The following is a 16,926-nucleotide window of genomic DNA, read 5'->3' on the forward strand; positions in this document are numbered from 1 at the left end:
TGATCAACAGCCGGTAGGACTTGATCGCCCTGTGCTTGACCCGCTTTCAAGGTGCCTGCGTATGCGCTGTGCACAAGGCCAGCATCAGGTCGGCCGCCGTAGTGAAGCGCGTTTTGATGCCTGCTGCGTGGCCTTGTAGCCCAACGCCATCACCAGGTGCGTCTTGCCTACGCCGCTCGGGCCTACCAACACCACGTTCTCGTGCCGCTCCACGAAGCCCAGGCCAGCGAGTTTCTTGGCGGCGTATTCAAGGTCGGAGAAGCTCTTTTGCATGATCAATGGCGGGCGCTGAACGTAGCGTTATTGTCTCAGGCCGCAGCAGCGCCGGGAACAGGATTAAACGAATAAATCAGGTCATAAGATCATACCGCGGCAAGGACACTCCGATAGGAAAAGGGCCGTTAAGCCCGAAAATCAGATGGGAGCCTTGCCCGCGAATGCCATCCGGGCCAGCAGGATAAAACGCCTGCGCAGACAGGCCGTATATAAGACTGCAAGCTCCGTTGACGCATTGTGCTGCTAAAGCTTGCAATCCAAGGGACATCCATATAAGCGCTTCCCTTAGAGATGAACCGCAAGCGAAATATTTAAGTTAATATTAAGCGAACATTACCACTCGTGCTATTCTGCCTTTGGGCAATAAAAAAGTCGGTAAAGCGATCGGCCCGCTCGATTTAGCTAGAATACATATTCTTTCCAAGGCCTCTCGAGCTGTGCACAAAGGCAATTAAATTGCCGCACAGAAAGGAAGCGGTGGAAGCTCAGTTCGCGGTTTCGATCCCCTGAAATCGCCTCCTATCGCGCCTACAGGTCAATTGCAATCCTTTTTTTCACCTTCGCCACAGGATTTCCATGGTTCGGTGTCAAAGCAAAGTTACCAATAACAATCTACCGACGAGCATGGGTCGAGAGTGATGAAAAATAGCCATCTTCTGTCGCACCTCTTAGCGATAACGCTTTCAAATTAACGAAAATGATTATATTTGCGTCAGCCGGCCCAAACACTCGACCAGAGCTAGGGCAGAAAGTGAAGCTAAATGTTCAGGACGGCGAAAATAAGCGTGACTATCAAATCACTGGGTGCATCGAGTCCATCAGCCTGCCCCAATCCGCGCCGGATAAACGTACGCCAAATAGGGAAAATCGGAACCATTTCGACAAAATCGTAATTCGTCCTTTAGGTGAGCTAAAAGAGGAAATAGCCAGAATTTTACGTACTGTTCCGACGGCAACTCCCTCCATCGCGCAGATAGAATCTCAGCGGAATCTATGGAGATGGCTAATTCCAACAAGCTAAAATTGCACCCATGAAAGTTGAATGCCGAGAGATTGGCACAATGTGCTTTCCATCCAGAGGTCTTTAAGGCGGAAATGCCAGCCGTCTCCAAGTCATACGGAACGGCTTGGCGAGCGGGTCGCGGTAACGGGTCCAAGTGGAGAGGGAAAAACAACTCTCTCGAAAATTATACTGGGTTTATTAAAGCCAGCAGAGGGCGCCATATTTTATGGAGGCGCGCCCGTGGATGAATTGGGAATCAATAATGTCCGCGCTATTATAGGTGCGGTGATGCAGGAAGACGCTTTACTTGCGGGCTCTATTCGCCAAAATATTTCTTTTTTCAGGACGGCGCCACTGAAGCCGATGTTACCAGGTCCGCTGAGCTTGCTAGTATTCATGACGATATAATAAAAATGCCGATGAGTTATCAAACAAAAATAGGCGATTTTGGTGATGGGCTTTCAGGTGGCCAAAAGCAGCGGCTCCTCTTGGCTCGCGCTATTTTCAAGAAGCCCAAGATATTGATTCTTGATGAAGCAACGAGCCATCTTGACTGCGCTAACGAAACCTCGGTAAATGAAGCGATAAAGGCCTTGAATATAATGAGGATCGTGGTCGCTCATAGAGAATCCACTATCGTTGGATCTGACCGTGTCTTTCGTCTTATAGATGCAAATTTGTCGGAAATAAGTGCTTCTGTTACCGAAAACGATAATGAGCAGGGATGATTTCGGTGGCGATCCACTCCGGTATTTTCGAATCCAATTTTCTAACGAAATTATTTTTATGCGTATTTTTATATCGATAGTCGTTGCGTATTTTTCCGGAGCTGCTACATCTGCATGCGCTGGAACTGGAGACGGAGAAAAGGCTGTCGATAACTTAAATGTGAATAAGATTCTGCCTTCTGAGGTCCAGCAGGTCCGTGTGCAGGGAAAGACCGCTATTGAAGCGGCAAGGGAAGCGACGGTCGCAAAGAAAATCGTTAGTAGTGCAGACCTGGGCCGATACGGCGACAGTAATTTAGGAGACGCTTTACAACGTGTTCCCGGCGTGTTAATCGCTGGTAACCGGATTCAATTGACAGGGTTTTCGGCTGACTATACGCAAGTGCTGGTTGATGGGCAGCCACCTCGGGCTGGCAATGCGCTCGATATACCGATGAGCATGATCGAACGGGTCGAAATTTATCGGGGCGGAAATGCGCAGTTTAGTTCACAGGCAATCGCTGGCACGATTAATTTTGTCCTGAGGAAGGTTTCCGCTACGGCGCAAAAACAGTTCAAGTTAAACGCGAGTAAGGGATATAAGTGGTCGAAAAGCGCTGACCTTCTTACATCAAACAAGCTTGATAAGTTATCGTATTCAGTATCGATCGCCGCTGGAGAAAATGGCGCGCAATCCTCGGCGCCCTTTGAAGTGATGACAGAAAGTAGGGATATCGGTGCAAAATTGATACAACGATACCGCCAACAGCAGCAGCGCGACGCCGACAACGTTTATATCAGGATTTCGCCCCGCGTCCAATATCAAAGCCGGAGCGGGACTAATATTACCCTAACGTCTTCGTTCAATGCGGTAGACCGGAATGCCTCCGGCATCGAAACACATCAATTCGACATAGGAGCCCCGTTTTCAATCGCGCGCCTCAAGCAGTCCTCACGGTCGAAGAGCAATATTTCCAATATTCAACTAAAGTCTGTTTCCGATATCGATAACGGTATCAAGCTCGACACAACCGTCTCCACGAGCTTGAATCGCTCCACACTTCGAGCGTTTCAAGAAACGTTTAGCCCATCGGACGCGCCCGTATTTGCGCTCACGCGTAATACGCATGCAACGGTAAAGACCTTTGATTTCAGCGGCAACGTTACGATAGCAGCCGCGACAGACCACGAAGTAATGACGGGATGGGCGATGTCCCACAGTAGTGCCGATCGTCAGCATCAGGAGCGGAAAACTGTCGTTGGCATAATGGATGCGACGTCTCTGGATGTGAATACGGAGTCGCGCGTTTCCAAATTTGATCTGTATGCACAGGATGAATGGCGGCTGAATGGTAACACTTCCATCTATGTTGGCGGGCGTTCCGAGATGCTGCGAATTCATGCTGTGGGCATCACTAATGAAAGCGCTAGCAGACGGTCTACAATTTTCAGCCCCGTCGTCCAAGCCCTCGTTAAGCTGAATGAGGAAAATACCGACCGACTGCGGTTCGCCGTGAGTAAAATGTACAAAGCGCCGACCGATGAGCAGTTGTTGTCGCCGCCGTGGATTTCGATTAATAACAGCATTGAGAACCCGAACGACAGGGGCAATCCCGGACTACGTCCGGAGGTAGCACGGTCGCTTGATTCAACATTTGAACATAATGGAAAAAATGGTTGGAACGTAACTGTCCAGGCAAAGTTCGCTAAAATTGAAGATTTAATAAGAGAAACTCTTAGTGTTAATGACGGACTGTGGGAAGCCTCCTATGGAAATGTTGGGAAAGCCACAAGCAAGAGTATAGAAGTCGAAACTCAATTTCCGGCGAAATTATTGCTAGACCTTGGTGTAGATATCGACTTTAGCGTGGCCGCCTCCAGAAATTGGTCGCACGTATCTTCCCTGCCGCTTCCAGGGAACTATTTGACCCCTATGCGCTGGAATGCGAGTTTCAGCATGGACTACAAGTCCCGTACTCTTCCACTTACCTTAGGTGTAAGCGCTCGAGGGAACGATGTTCTTTGGCAAGCAATCAATATGCAAAGGCGTGAGTATGCGAAATCCCCATATGATCTGAGTTCCTATTTTCTTTGGAAATTTGACAAAAAGACACAACTACGCATTGCTCTCAGCAATATTTTGAAAAGGCCGGCCGTCTACCGTACGGCCTATTTTTCCGCAGAGACAATTACAGAGCGAGAAATTTTTAATCCTGCCTACCGTCGAGTAACATTCGCTCTGGATGTCAAATTGTAGAGTGGCCTACGCGCTGCGGGCTTTCTGAATACGAGCCTCATGTCGTTGTTGGTGGGTATGGGCTCTGCCTCCAATTTGATCTCTCATCGATTAGCGGTCAATGCGTTATACGTCTACTTGCCTTACGATGGGGCGGTTGCGCTGCTTTGTATTTACTAAATGCCGCGTGTCGTGCTACCTCTGCGTCGGGTCTGAACACGTTAGCCCTTCGCATTCAGATTCTGTTGAAGCTCGGCGCTGAGATAGCCGCGGTCGGCTTACCCGGCCGGAGTTACTATTATCGAACATTGATTCACGCATTGTCGAGTCGGCGACGAAGGCGTGCGCCAGCGCCAGTTTGCAGCGCTTGTCAACGCTGGCATGCAACCTGTAACTGAAGTGGTTTTTGCCATGCCTCGTGATCCAGCATGTGTTGACGTCTTTGCGTGCCCGTTCTGAGGGGCGGCGGACTAGGAACAAGGAAAAGTTCAGCATATAGGCCGGGTTGCAGGAACCACTGCCGAACTGGCGCCTATACCAGCATGTCAAGACTTGACTTTCTGGGTTCAGTTTTTTGTCGTCGTCGCGGAAGAGCCTGCAGTTCCGATCTCGAGCGCCCCGGCCTGCCGGCGCGCCGCGCGCCAGCGCTGCAGCGGCGACGGGTGCGTCGCGCTGCCGATATGGCTCATGGGACTGGCCTGCTCGACTTTCCTGAAATAAGCGGCCAGTTCGTTCGCCCGCCAGCCGGCGCGCCAGGCCATCGCCAGGCCCTCGCGGTCCGCCTCGACTTCCTGCTCGCGGTTGAACGATGCCAGTTGCCCCATCAGGCGCGCGTCGTTATCGACCGCATCTTCCAGCGCCGAAAACGGCTGGGCCAGCCAGCGCGGATCGCGCCTGACGGCTTCCTGGTATTCCTTCAGGTTGTGCAGCAGGATCGCGTGCTGCATCTCATGGCTGAGCACCATCGCCAGTTCCGCATCCGTCAGCGCCAGTTGCTCCACATAGGGCTGGCTGACCAGCAGTTTGCCGCCGGCCATGCAGGAGGCGCTATCGTCAGGGTCGCTGCTGGTGTGGATTTCCCAGGACAACAGCGGCGCGGCCGGATTGTCGCGCCGGGCCTGCTCGCCCAAGCGCCGCGCGATGCGTGCAACGCGTGCCAGGAAGGATGCATCGCGGTCGAGCATGCCCGCCTGCGCCAGAGCGGCCAGGCGCGTCCCATACAGTCTGGCCGCCCCCGCCGTCACTTCCGCCTGCGTCACGGCGTGCGCGCCGCCGCTTGGCAGCGACAGGCAGATGGCCAGGACGGTGGCGACGAGATGGCGGAACATGGCGCCATCATAACAAGGATCTGCCCATCATCGACCGGCCCGGCCGCTAGCGGTAGCGCACGCTCGCCTTGTGGTCGTCCAGCACGGTGCGGGTCAGCTGCCTGTACTCCTGCATGTCCCCCGCCGCGCACTGAGGACCGGGGTGGCGGTCTTCCACCCGGCGCGTGATGCTCAACTGCTGGCCTTCCAGGCGCAGGCCCGATTCGTAGCGCAGGTTCGCGGTCCTGAGCGACATCTCGGACGGGCCGCCCGTCAAGCTCATGTTGTCGGGCAGGATGAACACATACGCTTCCATGCTGCTGCCGGGGGAACAGGCAAACTCGCGGCTTGCCTGCGCACTGTCCTCGCCGGTTGCCGCAAAACGCAGCACCGGCGCGGCGCTGAACGTCACCGGGCGCACCGGAAACGACCCGGTGCCCGGCAAGGCGGCGAACTGGCGCAGTTCGAACCGGACCGTGTAGCGCACCTCGCCGTCCGCAGCGGCCGCAGCGGCGCCCTCGAACCTGGCGCTGCCCTCGTAGCCGAGGCTGGTCAGGATGCTTGTGGCGGCCTGGTCCATGGATGCCGGACTGGCGCCGCGCATCCGGGTGCGCAACTCCTCGGCATAGGCGCCGCTCGCCGTCACCGACACGGTACCGCTGGCCGAGCCGTCGGGCTTGATCGTGATGCGCGTTGTCATGTTTTGCGCAGGCGCTTCGGGTGCCAGGCTGGCCGTCTGCGCAGCCGCCACGGCGGCGGGCAGGAGGACTAGGGCGGCGCCGCCGCGCAGCAGCGCGCGCCTGAACGTGGATTTTCCAAGTTGACGCTGGAGGTGCATGCGAACCCCTTACTTGTAGACGACTTGCGACTTCAGGTTGCCCTGCAGCTTCTTCGCAAAGGCGTCGTACTCGGCCGCCATCGCGGCGGGGCAGACATTGCCGCGGGTGCGGTCGTCGACCTGGCGCAGCACCGTCAGCTGCTTGCCCTTCAGGCGGTAGGTCGCCTTGTACGTCTGGTTGGACGTCTTGAGCGCCATATTGTCGGGCACGGCCAGCACGGTCATCTTGGCCGGGAAGGTGAAGACGTATTCCTCCGTGCTGGTCCCGTTGGTGCAGGCAAAGTCCACCGGCGTGCCTTCCTCGTCCGCGCTTGCCGCAAAACGCGCGACCGGCGCGGCGCTGGTAAACAGCGGATGAATCGCAAACGCGCCCGCACCGGGGAACGGGGTGAAATTCTTGAACTCGAAACGGGCCTTGTAGTTCAAGGTGTCGAGCAGGGCGGTCGGGTCGTCGCTCTCGAACGTGCCGCTGCCCTGGTAGCCGAAACCCTTCAACACGTTCTTGACCATGTCGTCCATGACTTGCTTGCCCGCGCCGCGCAAGCCCTCGCGCAGATCGAGGGCGTAGGCCCCCTTGGTCGCGACCTCGACAGTGCCGGTCACGGAACCGTTGTCGAGGATGTTGATGCGCGTCTTCATGGTCTGCACGTTCGACCCCGGCTGCGGCGCCGGCGTGCGCAAGCCTTCCCTGAAACCGTCGACCAGCAAGGCCGGCTTATCCTGCGAACCGTCGGGCAGCATGCCGAACGGGGTGGTGCTGGAGGTCGAATCGAGGAACAGGTCGAAGGCCGGCAGGTAGTTGATCACGTGGTTCACGCGCGAGACCACCGGCACCCTGGCCAGCTTGAAGCTGCTTCCCGCGTTGATCAGCGCCTGCGTGCTCTCGATCTTCCTGGCCGCCAGCAAGGCTTGCAGCAGCGTCGCGTGATCCTTGCAATCGCCCATCTTGTTTTCCAGGATGAAGGCAATATCGTGCGGCACCACCGCGCCGGTGCCGATGCAATTGCCGGCGTAGGTGATGTTGGTGGCGACCCAGTCGTACAGCGCGCGGGCGGTGTCGCGCGGGCTTGTCCGGCCTTTCGCGATCTCGTCGGCCAGGGCCTGGACTTGCGGGGTGACCGCTGCCTTGGGCGTGGCGCGCGCGCCATAGGCCTGGGCGATCTCGGCGTACGACTTGAAGGTCGAGAACGCCAGTCCCGGCACCTCGTCGGCCTCGTAGACGGAATAGTCGCGGCGCGTGTTCTTCAGCGGTAGCTTGTTCGCGAACGTCCACGTCAGTTGTCTGCGCCCATCCTTCTCGGTGGCGGCGGCGCCGGTCAGTTCGCGCGCGTCGACCTGGGTCCAGAGGGCGGCCGGATAATCGATCGTGATTTTCACGTCGTCGTACGCGGTGTTGCGGTTGAAGTACTGGACGATCGAGAAGTGCTTCGGAAACATCGGTTCGAGCTGACTCAGCTTGTACGAAAAGCCGACCGTGTCACCCACCGCCAGTTCCGGGAACACGACGGTGAGCCGGGTGCGGTCGGAAAACACCGGCGCATCCTTGGCGTTGCCGCTGTTGGTCACCACCTGGTAGTTCGATTTCGGCACCTCGATGCGGCGGCCGTCGGCCTTGAGGGTGTAGGCGGCGAGGACGTCGGCCTTTTCGATGCTGGTGCTGTAGGAGATCGAGGCTTCCTTGGCGTTCGACAGGGCATTTTCCTTGAGCACCTGCATGGTCCAGTCGTGCGTTTCGCTGCTCGTGTAATCGGCGTTCAGCGAATAGCTGACGTGATAGCGCTGGATGCGCGTGCTCAGTTCGGCTGGCTCCGCAGTCGCGGCGGCGCTGGTCACGCCGGCCGGTACGGCCAATAACAGGGATGCGGCAAGGTGCGGCAGGGTCGATCTCATTCATTCTCCAAGGGTATCTGCATGCGCACAACAATTTGTTGTGTTAAGGAAAAGATTATAAACCGGCAAGACCGCTGTCAAGCTAGTCATTTAAGCAATTTTCGATGGGTAATACGGCATCGAATGCCTCCTGCGTCGCCGTTCGCGACATTGCCGCGACATGCTGTCGGGCATAGTGCGGCCTGCGTGGGGCCCCTGCGACAACACCATCCTCTACACCGACTTCGTGCTGGCCCGGACCATCGAGATCCTCAGGCAGGCCAGCGCGCAGGACGATGTCGACACCGCGTTCATGTATTTTTCGGACCATGGCGAGTCGCTCGGCGAGCACAATCTGTACCTGCACGGCGCTCCCTACCTGATCGCGCCAAAGCAACAGACGCACGTGCCGTTCATGCTGTGGCTGTCCGACGGCTTTCGCGAACGCTTCCGGCTGGACCAGCGCTGCCTGCCGGCGCGCCGGCAGCAGGAGTTCTCCCATGACAATATCTGTCACTCCACCTTGGGGATGTTGGGCATCAACACCGCCGTCTACAACCCCGGGCTGGATATCTTCCAGGCCTGTACCCGCGAGGCATGAGGCTGTTTAGCGCCGCCGACTAAACACCGCGCAACTACTGCCATCCGTATTGACGTGGCCCCGCACGCCAGCGAGAATGTTTTCATAAATACAAAAGTCACGTCGTCGCCACAGCGGCCGCGCACGACCCATTCCCGCAGGAGACAGTCTGGCGAACGCCGTGCTTGTTTGCCTCTCCGTCTGCCTGGCTCATTCATCCGCATGGCAAAGGAGACACGATGAACACTGGCGACACCCCGAACAAACGGCGCAAATTCCTGCTGGCGAGCGGCGCCCTGATTCCCATGAGCCTGATCGGCTGCGGCGGGTCCTCGTCGCCGTCCGCGCCGGCCAGCGCCGCGCCACCGCCCGCAAGCGAATCCGGATCGCAGGCCGGGACGAGGGCGCTGGTCAAGCCAGTGGCGCCGTCCACCATGACCCTGGGGCCGGCCATCGTCGTCGACCAGTTCGGCTACCTGCCGGCGCGCGACAAGATTGCGGTGATTCGCAACCCGCAGACCGGCTACGACGCCGCCGACAGCTTTTCCCCCGGCACGGTGTACGAGGTGGTCAACGCGGTGAGCAACGCGGTCGTGTTCAGCGGCGCCCCGGTGGCCTGGAACGGCGGCGCGACCGACGCCAGTTCGGGCGACCAGGCCTGGCACGTCGATTTCAGCGCCGTCACCGCCCCCGGCCAGTACTTCATCCGCGACGCCCTGGCCAAGGTGAGCTCGCCACCTTTCCGGATCGCTGCCGACGTCTACAAGCCGGTGCTGCGCGCCGCCGTGCGCTACTTCTATTACCAGCGCGCCGGCATCGCCAAGACCGCCAAGCTGGCAGGGGCCGGCTGGGCCGACGCCGCCTCGCACCTGGGGCCCTTGCAGGACCGCCAGGCGCGCCTGTTCAGCGCCCCGGGCGACGCCTCGACCGAACGCGATGTCTCGGGCGGCTGGTACGACGCCGGCGACTTCAACAAGTACACGCGCTGGCATGCCGGCTACCTGATCGACCTGCTGCACGCCTTTGCCGACAACCCCGGCATCTGGGGCAAGGACTACAACATTCCCGAATCGGGCAACCAGCATCCCGACCTGCTCGACGAAATCAAATGGGGTATGGACTGGCTGATCAAGATGCAGGAGCCGAGCGGGGCGATGCTGTCGATCGCCGGCCTGGCCCACGCCAGTCCGCCGTCGGCGGCGACCGGCCAGACCCTGTACGGACCGCCGAATACCTCGGCCACGCTGGCCTCGGCCGGCGCCTTTGCGCTCGGGGCCATGGTGTTCGGCGCGCGCGCCGGCCTGGCCAGTTACGGCAACGCGCTCAAGGCACGCGCCGAGCGCGCCTGGAACTGGGCCATCGCCAATCCGAACGTCCTGTTCAAGAACAATGACGCGGCCTACAACTCGCAGGGCTTGGGCGCCGGGCAGCAGGAAACCGACGATTACGGCCGCTTCGGCCACAAGCTGGCCGCCGCCATCTATCTGTACCAGCTGACCGGCAAGGCGGTCTACAGCAGCTTCGTCGATGCGCAGTACCGCAATACCCATCTGTTCGAGTGGTGGAACTATGTGTCGCCGTTCGAGGCGGCGCTGCAGCAAGCCCTGATGCACTATGCCAGCTTGCCTGGCGCCACGCCGGCCACGGCGGCCGCCCTGCGCGCAGCCTACGCCACCGGCATGGACGGCACCGACCACTGGAGCGCGATGAGCGCCAGGACCGATCCCTACCTGGCGCACTTGCAGGTGTACACCTGGGGCAGCAACGCCATCAAATCGCACGAAGGCAATAGCTTCGCGGCGCTGGCGCTGTACGGCCTGGGCACGCGCCCGGCCGCCGCCAACCTGAACGCTGCGCTGCACTATGTGCATTACCTGCACGGGGTCAATCCGCTCGGCAAGGTCTACCTGTCGAACATGGGTTCGCTCGGGGCCAGCAATTCGGTCGACCAGTTCTATCACACCTGGTTCGCGCACGGCTCGGCCAGGTGGGACAGCGTCAAGGACTCGACCTACGGCCCGCCGCCGGGCTTCCTGGTGGGCGGCCCCAATCCCAGCTATCACTGGGAGAACGGGTGTCCGACCCTGCATCCGCTGTGCGGCACGCAGTCGCCCACGCCGCCGACCGGGCAGCCGCCGCAGAAGTCGTATATGGACTTCAACGACTCCTGGCCGATCAATTCGTGGGAGGTGACCGAGAACTCGAACGGCTACCAGAGCGCGTACATCCGCCTGCTGTCGCGCTTCGTTTCCTAGATATTATCCGGGCCGGGCAGACTGCCTTCTTTTGATTGCGGGCGGGCATGCAAGCCCGCTTGCCCGAGAACTGCGCCTTACCGAGCCAGGCAGCCGTGCCGGTGCGCCCTTATCGGCGCTTCCATATCAGATAAAGATCCGAGATGACCGCGATCGCCATCAGAAGCGTGAACAGATTCGGTTGCGTGCCCGGTTTGCTGGCTATCATCGCGAACGAACCGATTAGCAGCAACCAGTAGGCGACGCGATACCCGAGCGACAGCGGATACTTGAACTTCTTGCTGCATGCCGGGCAGCTGTAGCGCTGAAATCCCAGGAAGGTCTTCTTTGGCGTTGCGCGAAAAACCTGGTCGCAATGCGGACAGCCGACCGGCTGCGCGTCTTCATCCGGCAAGGAGATGGGGGAACTGTTTGTTTTGGGTGGCTCGTAAGGATTCATCGGGTCCAGTCGGAAGTTGGCGCTACTGCGGGGAAATGCTCACTATAAACTCAAATAATTCCCATAGGTAACAAAAAATGGCTTTGCCTGTGATTGCTCAGTTCCTGATAATCATTGTAAGGAAGTGCAAGCCGGTCTTGCGAAGCGTCGCAACCCGGCGCGGGCGCAGCGAGGATTGTTCGCAACGCTACAGGATGCCGTCGCTCACTCCGCGCGCTGCGCGGGTCCCGGCACGCACGCCATTCCGATCAAGCCTTGCGCATCGGTGGCGGCGTCGTCGAGCGCCGCCAGCACCGTGTCCAGCGGCGCCAGCAGGCCGGTAACGATGCGCGCCTGGTTGCGCCCGTTCGCCTTGCCGTGATACAGCGCCCAGTCGGCCAGGCGAATGCCGCGTTCCCAGTCGAGCCCATCGGGCCCGCCGCCGGGCAGGGGCAGGGTGACCACGCCGGCGGTGAGCGTCACCGGCACGCTGCAGGCGCCGGTCTCGACCGGGGTGGCGCCGGTGCCCTCCAGCACGCGCGCCACGATGTCGGCCACGTGCGCAGGGTCGGCCCCCGGCGCGTAGATCAGGAATTCTTCGCCGCCCCAGCGCATCACCATGTCGGAATCGCGCACCGCCGCGCCCAGGCGCTTTGCCACCTCGACCAGCACCGCGTCGCCCACGCCATGGCCCCAGCGGTCGTTGATCTGCTTGAAGTGGTCGATGTCCATCAGCACGATGCAGTCGACGGCAGGCGGGTCGTCGCCGCGCCGCCCGCGCGCGCTGCGTCCGGCCATGGTGTCCAGGAACGAGCGCCGGTTGTACAGGCCGGTCAGGGCATCGTGCCGCGAATGGTAGCTGAGCTGGGTATTGAGCTGGTTCAGGCGCACGTTGGCGCCGGCCGAGCGCCGGTACAGCACCAGCACCACCGCGCTGGCGGCGACCATCAGCAGGGCGCCGATGGTGGTCAGCAGCTGCAGCAGGCGGCGGCTGCGCAGGTCGGCATCCTAGACCTGGTTTTCGCGGCGCAGCAGCGCGATCTGGCGCGTGCGCTGGCCGGCCTCGTATTCTTCCTGCAAGGCGGCCACGGCCTTGTCGCGGGCGGCGCGTTCGCCGCTCTGCTGCACGGCCTGCTGCCGGCGCAGGGTCGCCAGCGCTTCCTTGTACTGGCCGGCCTGTTCCTGCATGCGGCCTTTTTCGTCGAGCATCGCGGCCACGTCGGTGCTGGCGCCGGCCTGGTCCAGGGCGGCGATCACGGCGTCCACGTAGGGTAGCCCGTCGGCAAAGCGCTTCTGGCCCATCAGCGCGAAGCCGAGGTTGGCCTTGGCCATGAGGATCAAGTTCGCGTCCTTGACCTGCTCCGACGCGACCAGGGCCAGGCGCGCTTCGCGTTCGGCGCGCGCGTAGTCGTGCTGGCGCAGGAAATAATCGGCAATGTTGCCGCGTACCCCCGCTTCGAGCCCGGTCAGGCCGCCGCGCACGGCGGTGTCGAGGGCGCTCTCGAAAGCGGCCAGGCCTTCCTTGTCGCGGCCCAGCTTGAGCAGGGCCATGCCCTGCGTGAAATGCAGGCGCCCGGTCGTGCGCGCCGGCACATTGCGCTCCAGCAGGGCCTGGCGCGTGGTGTCGATCGCCTTGGCCGGGTTGTCGATATTGATGTAGACGCGCGCAATGCGCCGCATCAGGTGGGCGCGCTCTTCACCGGCATCGGCGCGGCGGTCGTCCTGCAGCAGCTTGAGCGCCTGCAGGTACGATGCCAGCGCCTTGTCGAACTGGGCCTTGGCGTTGAAGGCGTCGCCGTCGGCGCTGTCGAGGGCAATGCGCAGCATCGGCGGCGGATTGGCCGGCAAGCCGGCGCGGATTTCCGCCAGCGCATCCTGGGCCTCGTGGGTGCGGTTCTGGTCGAGCAACTGGCGCACCGCGCCCAGCCGGGCCCGCGCCGCGAACACGGGATCGTTGTTGTCGATCGCCAGCAGCAGCGCCTGGCGTTCCAGGGCGTAGGCGCGCTCGAGCTGGCCGGCGTCTTCGCGCAGTTGCACCTCGGTCCGCAGCAGGTCGCGCCGCAGCGGGTAGGGCGCATCCTTGCCGACGCGCGCCCGCAGCGCCTCCAGGCGCGCCAGGGCGTCCGGGGTCGAACTGCGCGAGAGGGTGCGGATCGCCTCCAGCTCGGCGGCGTCCCCGGAGGACGCGGCCGCCACGGGCGCCGCCTGCAGGCTGGCGGCGAGAAGGACACACAGGATGAGGCGAGAGGAAAGCGGCATGACAACCCGGACGTCGTGGTGGGGAAAGCGGCGGCATGCGCATGCGGCCGCCGGACACTGGAGCGTCGATTATGTCTTAAATTGCCCGGCTTGCCGGAAGTGTTGTTGCTCGTGCGCCCGAGTGGCGATGCTCAATTGCAACAAGTATGGACGGTCATGCCGGCACGACGCTGACGCGCGCAAAGCGCAGGTTTTCGAACACCTTGATGCGCCCCGTCAGCGGCCACCAGTCGTACAGGAAGATCTGCACCGGGCGCCACATCGCCACCCAGCCGATGATGGTCAGGCTTTCTTTTGCGATCTTGGCGGTCGGGCCGGGGATCAGGCTGGTGATGGCCTCGGCCAGCAACAGGCAGGCGGCGACGAAGACCAGGCCGATGCCCAGGCTGAGGCGACCCACGCGCAGCAGCTGGCGCAGTTCGCCCCGCACCAGTTCGATCTTGTAGCCGTAATAATTATGGATGGCGTCGCTCACCAGGTCGCCCGCTTCCTTGGCCGAGGCCGGTTCGTCGACGTGGATGGTCAGGTGCAGGTGACTGTCGTGGGGGAGGGCGAGGGCCCAGTTCTCGATGTAGGCCTCGCAGGCGCGGTCGAGGTCCTTGTTGAGGAAGGGCGCCGGGTCGAGCGAGTTGAACAACTGGCGCAACTCGCGCACGCGCAAGTCGAGGGTATGGGTGGGATGCTGGCTGATGTGCATGGCGCTCGTCTTTCCGCGTGGAGCGTGGGGACATCATCGGTCCGCATTCGGGGCGAGCGCGGGGGCCGTTGCTGTTCCCGCCATTCTACCGCGCCGCCGGTGGCGTGACCGGGTCGCATCCTGTCATCAAGCCGTCATATTTCGCCGCTAGAGTGGGACCCATAAAAACAACAATAAAGGCGGTCTCCATGATCGGTAACAGCAAAAACAACACCAAGCCCCGCAGCATGCGGATGCGTCCAGCGCCCGACAGTCCCCCTCCCGCCGCGCCTTCCCTGAATTCCCTGCACTATGGCGACATCAAAAGGCATCCCCTCGGATGCCTTTTTTTTCGCCCCGACTACCGGCCTCAGAGCCCGACATCCCACCCACCAGGAGCCTTTATGAACACCCCCGGCAAGAAAGACAGCGTCATCTTCAATCTCGGCGGCCGCCAGCAGGTGCTGGCGCTGCGCATCGCGGCCATCGCCGGCGCCGTGCTGTCACTGGCCGCGCTGGCGCCCTTCATCTGGGGCGCCGTCAGCGGCGGCCTGGGGCTGCTGGCCCTGGCGCTGATCGGCGGCGCCGGCGTGGCCTTGTTCCAGGCCCTGCCGCTGCTCGGGCAGAAACTGGAAAACCGCCTGCTGGCGGCGCGCAAGGCCGAGGCGCGCGCCAACCCGATCGAACAGTTGCAGAACTTCCTGATGCAAAAGCGCCAGCGCGTGGTCGCCTTCAAGCAGTCGGTGGTGCGCATCGGGGCGCAGATCAAAAGCATGAGCGACATGATTGAGGAGCGCAAACGGCAGAAGCCGGGCTACGACGCCAGCCGCCAGGAAAACGCGGTCAAGGCGATGCGCGAAGCGCACGTGGTGCTGGTCGTCAAATACAAGAATGCCGAGCTGGCGCTGGTGCAGCTGAGCGAGGTGGTCGAGGACAAGAAATTCGAATGGCGCTTCGGCCAGGCCGGCCAGGCCGCGCTTCAGAACCTGAACGCCACCAGCGGCCAGGAACTGCTGAACCAGATGCTGGCCGACGAAGCCTTCGACAGCGTGCGCGACAACTTCAACCAGGTGTTCTCGGAGCTCGAAATGGAAGCCGAAAAACTCAGCAGGACATCGACGCTGTCCTTCGAGGACGGCATGACGATCGACCTGGCGTCGATCCGGATCGACAACACCGAAACGGCAAGGAGCTGATCATGTTCTGGAAACTCATCCGCTGGGGCGGCACCGCAGTCGTGCTGGTGCTGGTCCTGGCCGCCGCCTTCATCTCGACGCAACACGAACCAACCGCCGCGCCGGCGCAACCGGCCGGTGCCGAGCAGCAGACCAACAAGAACTTCAATTTCTAACTATAAAAAAGGAAACACCATGAAAACCAAGATGATCCCCCTGATGCTGTCCCTGGCCTTCTGCGCACTGCCATCCCACGCCGCCCGCCTCGACGGCGCCCCGCCGGCTGCCTGCGAGGGCCTGAAGGTCGCCACCGGCCCGGCCGGCAAGGGCTACTCCAAGCTGTACGCCGACCTGGTGCGGGTGTCGAAAAACACGGTGCCGCTGTGCGAAGTCAACACCGAAGGCGGCCTCGACAACCTGACCACGCTGTCGATCAAGAAGGCCGACGTCGGCATCGTGCCGATGGATGCGCTCAAGAAGATGGCCGAGGGCGACGCCAGCATCGCCTCGCTGCTGGTGGTCGCTTCGCTCAACAGCAACTACCTGCATATCGTCACGGCGGCCAACGGCTTCATGCTGGAGGGGCCGAAGAAGTACGGGGTGCTCAAGGGCGACATGCGCAATGTGCGCATCACCAAGATGTCGGAACTGCGCGGCGCGCCGGTGGCGCTGGTCGGCTCGGCGCAATTGATGGTGCGCCAGCTCGACAAGCTGCTGGGCTACAACATGCGCTACATCGACGTCGACAGCGACGCCGCCGCCTTCCAGAAAGTGCGCTCCGGCGAAGCCTACGCCGCCTTCTCGGTAGCCGGCTGGCCGCACGGCCAGATCAGCCGCCTGGCGCCCAACAGCGGCCTGACCCTGGCCGGCTTCGATGTCCCGACCAGCAGCCCGTACAGCGTGCGCCCGTTCAGCTACAAGAACATCGGCGTCTACAACGTGCAGGCGCTGGCGGTGCAGAACGTGCTGGTCACGCGCCCCTTCAGCGGCAGCAAGGTGGGCGACGTGGCGGCCCTGCGCCAGCTGCTGGAACGCGAACTGCTGGAGCTCAAGGATGGCGACTTCGAACCGGGCTGGAACGAAATCAAATCCTTCGACGGCAACGTCGAGTGGACCCGCTTTGCGGGCGTGGCGGCCAAGCGCAAGTGAGGCGGCCACGCGTCGGCGCCGGCGGGTTTTTTCGCCCGATCGCTTTGGTCCCAAGATTGAAAGCGGTCGTCCCCGCCTTTGCGGGGACGACGAAGTTAAGTGGCTGTCATATCAGCCAGGACGACGATGCTAAGTGACGCTCATCTCAGCCGGAACGGCGATTGCCGCTGTGCGCGAT

At 61.1% G+C, this 16,926-nt stretch carries 15 protein-coding genes and 1 pseudogene; 8 read left to right on the top strand and 8 right to left on the bottom strand.

Annotated features, from left to right (window positions below; all coding sequences use genetic code 11):
• Window positions 1–55: 55 nt before the first annotated feature.
• Window positions 56–237 (bottom strand): annotated as a pseudogene (locus tag EJB06_RS24555) (ATP-binding protein); the annotation flags it as partial.
• A gap of 1,081 nt (window positions 238–1,318) precedes the next feature.
• Between EJB06_RS24555 and EJB06_RS33140 the strand changes: the two are divergent.
• From EJB06_RS33140 to EJB06_RS24570, 3 genes are read left to right on the top strand one after another with little or no spacing between them, the layout of a single operon-like run.
• Entirely contained in the window at window positions 1,319–1,687 is a 369-nt protein-coding gene (locus EJB06_RS33140) for an ATP-binding cassette domain-containing protein (protein ID WP_126076661.1), read from the top strand.
• On the top strand, window positions 1,684–2,007 hold the full coding sequence (locus EJB06_RS32925; protein ID WP_267876913.1) for an ATP-binding cassette domain-containing protein: 324 nt from the start codon (window positions 1,684–1,686) through the stop codon (window positions 2,005–2,007). Before EJB06_RS33140 ends, EJB06_RS32925 begins: the two co-directional genes overlap by 4 nt.
• Window positions 1,994–4,243, top strand: coding sequence for a TonB-dependent receptor plug domain-containing protein (locus EJB06_RS24570; protein WP_126076663.1), 2,250 nt, complete (start codon window positions 1,994–1,996; stop codon window positions 4,241–4,243). Before EJB06_RS32925 ends, EJB06_RS24570 begins: the two co-directional genes overlap by 14 nt.
• A 545-nt stretch (window positions 4,244–4,788) precedes the next feature.
• Here the strand turns inward: EJB06_RS24570 and EJB06_RS24575 are convergent.
• The 3 genes from EJB06_RS24575 to EJB06_RS24585 are packed head-to-tail and all read right to left on the bottom strand — an operon-like array spanning window position 4,789 to window position 8,257.
• Entirely contained in the window at window positions 4,789–5,550 is a 762-nt protein-coding gene (locus tag EJB06_RS24575) for a M48 family metalloprotease (RefSeq protein WP_126076664.1), read from the bottom strand.
• A gap of 46 nt (window positions 5,551–5,596) precedes the next feature.
• Window positions 5,597–6,367 (bottom strand): hypothetical protein, encoded by a 771-nt coding sequence (locus tag EJB06_RS24580; RefSeq protein ID WP_126076665.1) that lies wholly within the window; start codon window positions 6,365–6,367, stop codon window positions 5,597–5,599.
• Window positions 6,368–6,376: 9 nt separating this feature from the next.
• The gene (locus tag EJB06_RS24585; protein WP_126076666.1) at window positions 6,377–8,257 is read right to left on the bottom strand and encodes a DUF3857 domain-containing transglutaminase family protein; all 1,881 of its coding nucleotides are present in this window, start codon (window positions 8,255–8,257) and stop codon (window positions 6,377–6,379) included.
• 160 nt (window positions 8,258–8,417) lie between these two features.
• On the opposite strand from EJB06_RS24585, the gene EJB06_RS24590 reads away from it, so the two are divergent.
• Together EJB06_RS24590 and EJB06_RS24595 are read left to right on the top strand one after the other, a co-directional pair.
• On the top strand, window positions 8,418–8,837 hold the full coding sequence (locus EJB06_RS24590; protein WP_126076667.1) for a sulfatase-like hydrolase/transferase: 420 nt from the start codon (window positions 8,418–8,420) through the stop codon (window positions 8,835–8,837).
• Window positions 8,838–9,055: 218 nt separating this feature from the next.
• Window positions 9,056–11,071 (top strand): glycoside hydrolase family 9 protein, encoded by a 2,016-nt coding sequence (locus tag EJB06_RS24595; protein ID WP_198420909.1) that lies wholly within the window; start codon window positions 9,056–9,058, stop codon window positions 11,069–11,071.
• Between the two features lie 109 nt (window positions 11,072–11,180).
• On the opposite strand, the gene EJB06_RS24600 is transcribed toward EJB06_RS24595, so the two are convergent.
• The 4 genes from EJB06_RS24600 to EJB06_RS24615 form a co-directional block, all read right to left on the bottom strand.
• Complete coding sequence (locus EJB06_RS24600) at window positions 11,181–11,510, bottom strand: IS1 family transposase (protein WP_126076668.1); 330 nt, start codon at window positions 11,508–11,510, stop codon at window positions 11,181–11,183.
• Window positions 11,511–11,714: 204 nt separating this feature from the next.
• On the bottom strand, window positions 11,715–12,437 hold the full coding sequence (locus tag EJB06_RS24605; protein ID WP_126076669.1) for a GGDEF domain-containing protein: 723 nt from the start codon (window positions 12,435–12,437) through the stop codon (window positions 11,715–11,717).
• Between the two features lie 60 nt (window positions 12,438–12,497).
• Window positions 12,498–13,748: a tetratricopeptide repeat protein gene (locus tag EJB06_RS24610; protein WP_126076670.1), complete on the bottom strand. Its 1,251-nt coding sequence runs from the start codon at window positions 13,746–13,748 to the stop codon at window positions 12,498–12,500.
• A 154-nt stretch (window positions 13,749–13,902) separates the two neighbouring features.
• Window positions 13,903–14,445, bottom strand: a complete 543-nt coding sequence (locus EJB06_RS24615) for a hypothetical protein (RefSeq protein WP_126076671.1) — start codon at window positions 14,443–14,445, stop codon at window positions 13,903–13,905.
• A gap of 383 nt (window positions 14,446–14,828) precedes the next feature.
• On the opposite strand from EJB06_RS24615, the gene EJB06_RS24620 reads away from it, so the two are divergent.
• From EJB06_RS24620 to EJB06_RS24625, 3 genes are read left to right on the top strand one after another with little or no spacing between them, the layout of a single operon-like run.
• The gene (locus EJB06_RS24620; RefSeq protein ID WP_126076672.1) at window positions 14,829–15,620 is read left to right on the top strand and encodes a hypothetical protein; all 792 of its coding nucleotides are present in this window, start codon (window positions 14,829–14,831) and stop codon (window positions 15,618–15,620) included.
• A gap of 2 nt (window positions 15,621–15,622) precedes the next feature.
• On the top strand, window positions 15,623–15,775 hold the full coding sequence (locus EJB06_RS32050; RefSeq protein ID WP_164558032.1) for a hypothetical protein: 153 nt from the start codon (window positions 15,623–15,625) through the stop codon (window positions 15,773–15,775).
• 19 nt (window positions 15,776–15,794) lie between these two features.
• Window positions 15,795–16,748, top strand: a complete 954-nt coding sequence (locus EJB06_RS24625) for a TAXI family TRAP transporter solute-binding subunit (protein WP_126076673.1) — start codon at window positions 15,795–15,797, stop codon at window positions 16,746–16,748.
• Window positions 16,749–16,926 lie beyond the last annotated feature (178 nt).

Source organism: Massilia atriviolacea, from assembly GCF_003953935.1.
Classification (GTDB): Bacteria; Pseudomonadota; Gammaproteobacteria; order Burkholderiales; family Burkholderiaceae_D; genus Telluria_A; species Telluria_A atriviolacea.

Excerpts from the sequence above, each read along its gene's own strand:
- EJB06_RS33140 (WP_126076661.1), top strand. The coding sequence starts at position 1,319 with ATGCCGAGAGATTGGCACAATGTGCTTTCCATCCAGAGGTCTTTAAGG.
- EJB06_RS24570 (WP_126076663.1), top strand. The coding sequence starts at position 1,994 with ATGAGCAGGGATGATTTCGGTGGCGATCCACTCCGGTATTTTCGAATC.
- EJB06_RS24575 (WP_126076664.1), bottom strand. The coding sequence starts at position 5,550 with ATGTTCCGCCATCTCGTCGCCACCGTCCTGGCCATCTGCCTGTCGCTG.
- EJB06_RS24580 (WP_126076665.1), bottom strand. The coding sequence starts at position 6,367 with ATGCACCTCCAGCGTCAACTTGGAAAATCCACGTTCAGGCGCGCGCTG.
- EJB06_RS24585 (WP_126076666.1), bottom strand. The coding sequence starts at position 8,257 with ATGAGATCGACCCTGCCGCACCTTGCCGCATCCCTGTTATTGGCCGTA.
- EJB06_RS24590 (WP_126076667.1), top strand. The coding sequence starts at position 8,418 with ATGCTGTCGGGCATAGTGCGGCCTGCGTGGGGCCCCTGCGACAACACC.
- EJB06_RS24595 (WP_198420909.1), top strand. The coding sequence starts at position 9,056 with ATGAACACTGGCGACACCCCGAACAAACGGCGCAAATTCCTGCTGGCG.
- EJB06_RS24600 (WP_126076668.1), bottom strand. The coding sequence starts at position 11,510 with ATGAATCCTTACGAGCCACCCAAAACAAACAGTTCCCCCATCTCCTTG.
- EJB06_RS24605 (WP_126076669.1), bottom strand. The coding sequence starts at position 12,437 with ATGGTCGCCGCCAGCGCGGTGGTGCTGGTGCTGTACCGGCGCTCGGCC.
- EJB06_RS24610 (WP_126076670.1), bottom strand. The coding sequence starts at position 13,748 with ATGCCGCTTTCCTCTCGCCTCATCCTGTGTGTCCTTCTCGCCGCCAGC.
- EJB06_RS24615 (WP_126076671.1), bottom strand. The coding sequence starts at position 14,445 with ATGCACATCAGCCAGCATCCCACCCATACCCTCGACTTGCGCGTGCGC.
- EJB06_RS24620 (WP_126076672.1), top strand. The coding sequence starts at position 14,829 with ATGAACACCCCCGGCAAGAAAGACAGCGTCATCTTCAATCTCGGCGGC.
- EJB06_RS32050 (WP_164558032.1), top strand. The coding sequence starts at position 15,623 with ATGTTCTGGAAACTCATCCGCTGGGGCGGCACCGCAGTCGTGCTGGTG.
- EJB06_RS24625 (WP_126076673.1), top strand. The coding sequence starts at position 15,795 with ATGAAAACCAAGATGATCCCCCTGATGCTGTCCCTGGCCTTCTGCGCA.